6 protein-coding genes are annotated in these 8,275 nt (G+C 37.9%); 4 read left to right on the top strand and 2 right to left on the bottom strand.

Annotation, left to right across the window (positions count from 1 at the left end; all coding sequences use genetic code 11):
• A partial coding sequence (locus ACEW8U_RS21655) for a BlaI/MecI/CopY family transcriptional regulator (protein ID WP_373524140.1) occupies nt 1-352 on the top strand: 352 nt, incomplete at its 5' end.
• Between the two features lie 3 nt (nt 353-355).
• Nucleotides 356-2,920: a TonB family protein gene (locus ACEW8U_RS21650; RefSeq protein ID WP_373524139.1), complete on the top strand. Its 2,565-nt coding sequence runs from the start codon at nt 356-358 to the stop codon at nt 2,918-2,920.
• 398 nt (nt 2,921-3,318) lie between these two features.
• Here ACEW8U_RS21650 and ACEW8U_RS21645 read toward each other — a convergent pair whose 3' ends face one another.
• Together ACEW8U_RS21645 and ACEW8U_RS21640 are read right to left on the bottom strand one after the other, a co-directional pair.
• Nucleotides 3,319-4,383 carry an agmatinase family protein gene (locus tag ACEW8U_RS21645; protein ID WP_373524138.1) on the bottom strand — a complete coding sequence of 355 codons (1,065 nt, stop codon included), beginning with the start codon at nt 4,381-4,383 and terminating at the stop codon, nt 3,319-3,321.
• 186 nt (nt 4,384-4,569) lie between these two features.
• The gene (locus ACEW8U_RS21640; protein ID WP_373524137.1) at nt 4,570-5,055 is read right to left on the bottom strand and encodes a histidine phosphatase family protein; all 486 of its coding nucleotides are present in this window, start codon (nt 5,053-5,055) and stop codon (nt 4,570-4,572) included.
• 155 nt (nt 5,056-5,210) lie between these two features.
• Between ACEW8U_RS21640 and topA the strand changes: the two genes are divergently transcribed.
• Both topA and ACEW8U_RS21630 read left to right on the top strand, forming a co-directional pair.
• Nucleotides 5,211-7,532 (top strand): type I DNA topoisomerase, encoded by a 2,322-nt coding sequence (gene topA / locus ACEW8U_RS21635; RefSeq protein ID WP_373524136.1) that lies wholly within the window; start codon nt 5,211-5,213, stop codon nt 7,530-7,532.
• Between the two features lie 110 nt (nt 7,533-7,642).
• Nucleotides 7,643-8,275 (top strand): NAD-dependent deacylase (locus ACEW8U_RS21630; protein WP_373524135.1); only part of this gene is annotated, 633 nt, incomplete at its 3' end.

Genomic DNA, 8,275 nt, shown 5'->3' with positions numbered 1-8,275 from the left:
CCGAGCAGAAGAGCAGATTATGCAAATTCTATGGGATATCGAGAAAGGCTTTGTCAAAGATATCCTAGAAAAAATGACCGAACCAAAACCGGCCTACAACACAGTTTCCACGATCGTCCGTATCCTCGAAAGGAAAGGATTCGTCAATCACAAGGCTTATGGAAAATCTCATGAGTATTTTCCAATAGTCACCAAGGACGAATATCGTAGCTTCACCATCAAAAACCTTTTATCAGGTTATTTCAGTGGTTCTTTCTCCAAAATGGCTTCATTCTTTGCAAAAGATAAAAATCTGAATATCAAAGAACTTGAAAAAATTATGGATGAAGTAAAAGAAGATGTAAAAAAATAGCCCATGGCTGTTTTGATTGATTATATCTGGCAAAGCACATTTTGTCTTCTATTTTTCTTCGGAGTCTACTCTATATTCCTTAGAAATGAAAAGGCTTTTATAGCAACAAGATGGTTTATTCTGCTTGCGCCTATTTTGGCATTGCTTTTTCCTTTGATAAGCATCCCAGTAAGTTTTGAAAAGCCAGGTATATCACTTGAACAAACAGAGTTTTTTCGGGCGTTGGCCATTCAGTCAACGCCCGATAACTTTGTAGCGACTTTTGGGCTTCCTGAAGTCACAGTTCAAAGTTCCAAGTTGCCTCTCCTATGGGAAATCAAAGATTACCTCATTTTTTTCTATCTGACAGTTACATTTTTATTGTCTTTCAGGCTTTTCTGGAATTTTGTTCAATTACGGATGATTTGGGAAAGAGGGTGGTATCAGACCAAATTCAATCTCAAACACAATTACTTTTTGATACCAACATTTGGATTGACACCTATCTTTTCTTTTTTCAATAAACTATTTTGGGATGATACCCAAGAGTTAAAGGCTGATGAAAGAGAGCAAATCATCAAACATGAAATTGAGCACATCAGACAGGGTCATTCCTGGGATGTGATATATTACCAGATATTGAGTTTACTTTTTTGGTTCAACCCAGCCATTCATTTGATGCGAACCGCATTGATAGATGTGCATGAATATCTTGCAGATGATAATGTAATCAGAAAAACCAAAAACAGCGAAAACTATCCAAAACTGATCGTCAAAATGGCATTTAAGGGAATTGATCTTCCTATTGGTAATTATTTCATTAGATCTACAACCCTTAAAAGAATTATGATGATGAAAAACCCTAAAAAAATCAATTGGTTGAAAACCGCAATGATAGTCCCGCTTTCATTGATGCTTTTGGCATTGGTATCTATGAAAACAGAGAGAGGTAAGCACCTGCTTCCCTTTAGCATCACAGAAAATATCGAGGAAATCAAAAAAATGCTCCTCATATCACAGGACTCCCTTGAAGTAGGAATAAAAGTCAAGAAAATCAAAAACCCACTTCATTATGAATTCATCAGCCCTAGACAAAATGAAAGATTAACTGCTCAGATTGGTGAATTGCAATATGAATTTACAGGGATCAGTTCAGATGAAGATTATATCAAAGTCAGAGGTCTGATCAATAATTTGAGATCCACTTCTAAAATCACCAAGACCTATCCTAATGCTCGACTCAAGCATCAGGTAGATTCACCTGCTGAACCTTCCATAGGAATGGAGGAATGGAACAAATCAATTATACAAAAGATTAGTGTTCCCAAAGAGGAATTGAGCTTAGGACTAGGTGGAGTAATTGAAATTGAATTTGTGGTGTCTAAAGAAGGAGAAATACAAAACCCTATTATTAAGAAAAGTTACGGTGGTGGTTTGGATAATCAATTGTTAGAAGTAGTTCGGAAAGAATCTCAAAATAAATGGATCGCAGCCAGATCTAAGGAAAACAATGTGGAAATGGTTATGACTGCTTCCTTTGCATTTTATGGAAGCGAAATGGCATCCACGGATTCACATAGGTTTTTCAATCCCTCCCCCACTCCAGCTTTTAACAGTAACTTTGAAATCACAGAAAATACTGTTTTTGATGTGGTCGAAAAGGCTCCTGAATATGAAGGAGGAATGCAGGCCTGGAATGAATGGATCAAATCCAATATCCAATATCCCAAAACAGCCAAACAGTTGGGTGTGGAAGGTACAGTTTATGTTGTATTTGTAGTGAACAAAGATGGGACTATTGAGCAACCTGAAATTCTCAGAGGAATTGGTGCAGGTTGTGACGAGGAAGTACTCAGACTCATTTCCGAGGCTCCGGATTGGATACCAGGTCAACAGGGTGGGCAGAAAGTGAATGTCAGAATGAGGCTCCCGGTGCGGTTTAAGCTTCCAAGTGACCAATTTGTCTCAGAGTCTTTAATTGGTGAAAGTTCTGAAAATTCAACAGATAATGCCAAAGCTTCAGATGCTTTTAACCAACACATGTCAAAAAACCTTAAGTACCCTGCCCATGCAATGACTAATGGGGTTTTCGGTACGGTATTTACAAGAGTTAACCTTGATGGAAACGGTAAAATAAATTCATATGCTATTACCAAGGGCATTTCACCAGAATTGGATGATGAAGTCCTTAGAGTGCTCGAAAATGCGCCAAATTGGACCGTGGACGGAAAAGAAAATTCTTACATTGTAAATCTTCCCGTTACTTTTAGAATCGGAGGTAGACAGAATACATTGGGACAAACCTTAAATATGGAAAATGAAATAGTGGTAGTCGGATATCTTGCCCAGGACAGAAGCCCATTCTCTAAGATAAAAATGTATGAAACTGAAAAAAATCAGGTTTCTGAACCTTTGTTTGTAATCGATGGAGTAGCCTACCCAGAGTTGGGTAGAAAATTGGATGATGTAATAAATCCAGATCAAATTAAAACTGTTGATGTTTTAAAAGGTGATGATGCTAACCGTTTATTTCATCTTTATGGAAGCAGGGTGGGAAATGGAGTGATATTGATTACCACCAAAAAATAAAATCTGCTTCTACTAGCCGAATAAAAAAGCCATTGCAGAATTAATTTTGCAATGGCTTTTTTATTGATAAATCCTTAATTCAATTTTATTGATATACGCTTTTTTGCCAGTAACCCTATATTCTTCTTCTATCGGGAAGGAAGACCGAAGTCGGAAGACCGATGTATAGGGCATTTCAGTTCTCATACGAGAATTAAAATGGATGTCCAATCTTCTGGCATAATTGAGTACATACAAATTAAATTTTTTGATTAATCATTAATGATACAATTAAATCCAAACCCCTTAACGATATTTTGTCAAATTCTAAATTTACTTCGGTCTTCGGCCTTCCGACTTCCGTCCCTTTTATAGAAAAACTTTCGCAACTTCCATAAAAGCGGATATTAAAATCAATTTCATTTCAAGTTCAATTTCCCTTGTGAGGCGCCATACAGATTCGCCATTCTGAAAAGTATCCTTGCACCGACATTGCCATCCCATTCATCTCCTTCAGGACCCGGTCCTACCTCTACCAAGTCAAATCCAATGATTTTTTTCCCTGATTTCACTACCTGCTTCATCAAATATAAAATCTGTTCCATTTCAAACCCCCCAGCCACAGGAGTCCCTGTATTTGGACAAAGTTTAGGGTCAAAACCATCTATATCAATTGTGATATATACATCTTCGGGCAATTTGTCTACAATGTCATCACAGATCACTTTCCATGCTTTACCCTCATAGAGGTCTTCTTTGATATCTTTATCATAAAATGTATGGATCCTATTGTTTTCTTTCGCCAATATGGCTTCGGATTGACAATAATCTCTTATCCCAACCTGTACCAGCTTGCTTACCTGAGGCAATTTTAGGGCATTATAACTGATCGAGGCATGAGAAAACTCAAAGTTTTCGTAGGATTTTCTTAGATCCGCATGAGCATCGATCTGTAATATTCCAAAACTTTCAAATTCTTCAGAAAGCGCTTTGATCATTCCAAGTGATGTACTGTGATCCCCACCCAGCAAAGCAACCATTTTACCCATAGATCTGAATTTTTTTACTTGGCTATACACCCATTCGTTCATTTCAGAGCAGGCTTTATCAATAATACCCGGTACCGCTGCAAATCTTTCCAAGGAATCCTGCTGAGCACCTGACTCGAGCCAAGAAATATAATTTCTGGCCAATATTCTATAACTATTGCTTTTGTCTTCCAATTCGGCTGGAATGGGAAGCAAATGGATACCCATTTTCCAGGCATCATGGATATCATGCTGATAAAGATCTACCTGATAAGAGGCATTTAAAACAGCTTCAGGACCTTGAACAGTACCAGGAGAATAAGACACAGTAACTTCCCAAGGAACAGGTATAATGATCATATCTGCGGTATTTTCATCAAATGGCAATCCAAAAATACCATCATTCATTGTGACCCCATTTGGATCAAAGTTTTCAATTTGTGTATGCTTCAACATTTTATTGATTTAAATTTTAGGTTTAAAAAAACAAGAAAATTCCTCAAATTAGAAAAATTCCTTGAATACAAAACTACAAAAAACATTACATACCCAAACTAAAAAATTCCTTAACGGTATTCTTTGAACACGCAGTGTTTATGGTGACTATGGAACAAATCGCAATTAATTTACCGAGTTCATTAACTATTGCAAGATCTCCTTTAAAATTCCGGTATTGCCACCTAATGATTTCCAATCATCCACCAAAATCTCTAGAACAGCCATCATTCCAGGCTTCATACTGACATATTTTTGGCCTGAAACATATGAAACTAGCGAACTGATTCCAGGATTGTGTCCTAACAACAATATATGCTTGCTAGGTTGTTTGATACTATTGATGATCTCCAATAATTTTTGAGGTTCCGCATCAAAAATTTCATCATGGGTTATTTGATTATTTTTTATTGACAAAGTTGAAGTAAGGATCTCGAGAGATTGTAGGGTACGTTTGGCAGGGCTTACCAAAATCAAATCTGTATAGAAATCTATAGATTTTAGGTAATCTGCCAGCGCATTGAGTTGCTTTCTTCCTTCACTGGTCAATTCTCTTAAAAAGTCCCCTCTGACACCGATTCCAGGCCTTGCCTCACCATGTCTCATAACATATAAAATTTTAGGTTCAGCCATATTTAGTAACATTTTCTTAAATGTGAATTTCGTAATTATACTTACAATAAAAAAACATGATTTCAAGTATTATTTGGATAGGAATATATTGAAGTCTATTTTTAGGATTTTATGTGGGTTGCAAAAAGCAAACCATTCTCATAAATAAACTGAATATGTCAAAAAATCTAGTAATAGTGGAGTCGCCTGCCAAAGCGAAAACAATTGAAGGATACTTGGGTAAGGATTTTAAGGTAGCCTCCAGTTATGGACATGTGCGGGATTTGCCCAAAGGTGATAATGCTATTGATATAAAAAACCGCTTCAAGCCAACCTACGAAGTTACGCCTGATAAAAAAGATGTTATCAAACAATTGAAAATTCTGGTCAAGGATTCAGAAATGGTCTACTTGGCAAGTGATGATGACCGTGAAGGAGAAGCAATATCTTGGCATTTAAAGGAGGTTTTAAACCTAAAAGATGATCAAACCAAAAGGATTGTTTTTAGAGAAATCACAAAAAATGCCATCCTAAAAGCAATTGAAAATCCAAGAAAAATCGATATTGATTTGGTCAATGCACAGCAGGCACGAAGGATTTTGGACAGGTTGGTAGGTTTTGAGCTATCTCCAATTTTGTGGAAAAAGATCAAAGCAGGCTTATCGGCAGGAAGGGTGCAGTCCGTAGCTGTGAGATTGATAGTGGAAAGGGAAAGAGAAGTTGAAAAATTCAATACTAAATCTTCTTTTAGGATAACCGCACTTTTTGATGTCAAGGGTAAAACCTTGTCGGCAGAACTGCCCAAGAAGTTTGACAATCAGCAAGAGGCAGAAGATTTTCTCAAAAAATGTATTGGTGCGGATTTCACGATCGAAAACCTTGAAAAGAAGCCAGGAAAAAAATCTCCTGCTGCACCTTTCACCACTTCCACGTTGCAGCAAGAGGCCAGTAGAAAACTTAGCTTTTCGGTAGCTCAAACCATGTCTGTGGCTCAAAAGCTTTATGAAGCAGGGAAAATCACCTACATGAGAACTGACAGCGTCAACCTCTCAGAGGATGCCATGTCTGCTGCAAAAAATGAAATCAATTCGGCTTATGGTCATGAATTCCATCATTCCAGAAAATATACTACAAAATCAGAAGGTGCACAGGAAGCGCACGAAGCCATTAGACCTACGGATTTTTCCAAGCATGATACTTCAGGTGAAAGGAACGAACAAAGACTTTATGAACTGATATGGAAGAGAGCGATTGCCTCACAGATGTCAGATGCACAATTGGAAAAAACGGTGGCTACCATCAAAGTATCCACCACGCCCGAAAAACTCATAGCTTCAGGTGAAGTGATCAAATTCGAGGGGTTTTTGAAAGTATATCTAGAAGATACTGATGATGAACCGGATGATGAAGAAAACGGCAATATAGGTCTTTTGCCTCCATTGAGTATTGGTGAGTTATTAAACTTATTAGAATTAAAGGGAAAAGAAACATTCAGCAGGCCAGCTCCAAGGTACACAGAAGCATCGCTTGTGAAAAAATTGGAAGAAATGGGTATTGGTCGTCCTTCTACCTATGCACCTACTATCTCCACGATTCAAAAAAGGGAATATGTCATCAAAGAATCCAGAGATGGTACTGAGCGTGATTATGTGGAAATGAAAGTCCTCAAAGGACAATTTTCCAAACAGATCAAAAAGGAAATTGCCGGGGCAGACAAGAACAAGCTTTTCCCTACCAATATCGCCATGGTTGTGAATGACTTTTTAGTGGAGCATTTTCCCAATGTGATAGACTTTTCTTTTACTGCCAAAGTGGAAAAAGAATTTGATGACATTGCGCAGGGAGGACAAAACTGGGAAGATATGATTGAGAATTTCTACGGAAAATTTCATACCAGGGTAGAAATGACTGCTAATGTGGCAAGGGCAGATATCAACAGCTCCAGAGAACTTGGTACTGATCCCAAAACCGGAAAGAAGGTTATAGCCAGGTTGGGTAAATTTGGTCCATTGGTACAGATCGGTGAGCAGGATGATGAAGAGAAGCAGTTTGCCAGTATGAAGAAAGGGCAGTTTATCGAAAACATCACTTTGGATGATGCGATGGAACTGTTCAAACTTCCGCGAGATGTAGGCAATTTTGAGGAGAAAAAGATTGTTGCGGCGATTGGAAGATTTGGCCCTTATTTACGTCATGATAGCAAGTTTGTTTCTTTAAATAAAGAACAGGATCCTTTGAGTATTACAGAGGAAGAAGCCATCCAACTAATCAAAGACAAAAGGGAGGCCGATGAAAAGAAACACATCAAGTCCTTTACTGAAAATCCTGAAATCGAGATTCTTAATGGAAGGTGGGGCCCATATATCAAAATGGGGAAAAACAATTTCAAGATTCCTAAAGGAAAAGAAGCTGAAAGTCTTTCTTACGCTGAAACGGTGGAAATCATTGAAAACCAGCCAGTAAAAAAGGCTGGGAAGTTCACGAAGAAAAAAGCTTAAATCACAAAAGCGGGTCTCAAATGGCCCGCTTTTTTTATGCCCCATTAAATTCGGAATTGAGAAATAATATTTGACAAATATTGGTTTTTGAATTACATTCAAGATTAAATATGAAAAAACTAGTAGTGTTAACAGGTGCCGGAATTTCAGCAGAAAGTGGCATAAATACTTTTAGAGACAGTGGGGGATTATGGGAAGGACATAATGTGATGGAGGTAGCCTCTCCGGAAGGCTGGAGAAAAAACAGAGAACTTGTTCTAGACTTTTATAACCAAAGAAGGAAACAGGCATTGACCGTTGAACCTAATGAAGCACACCTGGAACTGGTAAGGTTGGAAAAACATTTTGATGTCACCATTGTCACCCAAAATGTAGACCATCTCCATGAAAAAGCCGGATCTTCCAAAATCATCCATCTCCATGGAGAATTGTTCAAATCCCAAAGTACGGTCGACCCATCTTTGGTTTATGATATGGATGGTTGGGAAATCAAACTCGGAGACAAGTGTGAAAAAGGAAGCCAACTCAGACCATTTATCGTGTGGTTTGGAGAAATGGTCCCCATGATGGAACCTGCAATAGAGGCTGCCATGGATGCAGATATTTTTGCAGTCATCGGAACATCCATGTTGGTTTACCCTGCTGCCGGCCTAATTCAATATGCTCCCAAGAAAAGTTTGAAATATATTATAGATGTCAAGGTTCCTGAAACCGGATTTTTTGATAATTTGAAACCAATTGAA

The sequence above is a fragment of the Aquiflexum sp. genome (genome assembly GCF_041751335.1).
GTDB lineage: Bacteria > Bacteroidota > Bacteroidia > Cytophagales > Cyclobacteriaceae > Aquiflexum.
Note: the sequence above shows the minus strand (reverse complement) of the source record. Positions and strands in the feature narration are given on the sequence as shown.

What these genes read in the sequence shown, in the direction of transcription:
- ACEW8U_RS21650 (WP_373524139.1), top strand. Translation starts at nt 356, where the DNA reads ATGGCTGTTTTGATTGATTATATCTGGCAAAGCACATTTTGTCTTCTA.
- ACEW8U_RS21645 (WP_373524138.1), bottom strand. Translation starts at nt 4,383, where the DNA reads ATGTTGAAGCATACACAAATTGAAAACTTTGATCCAAATGGGGTCACA.
- topA (WP_373524136.1), top strand. Translation starts at nt 5,211, where the DNA reads ATGTCAAAAAATCTAGTAATAGTGGAGTCGCCTGCCAAAGCGAAAACA.
- ACEW8U_RS21640 (WP_373524137.1), bottom strand. Translation starts at nt 5,055, where the DNA reads ATGGCTGAACCTAAAATTTTATATGTTATGAGACATGGTGAGGCAAGG.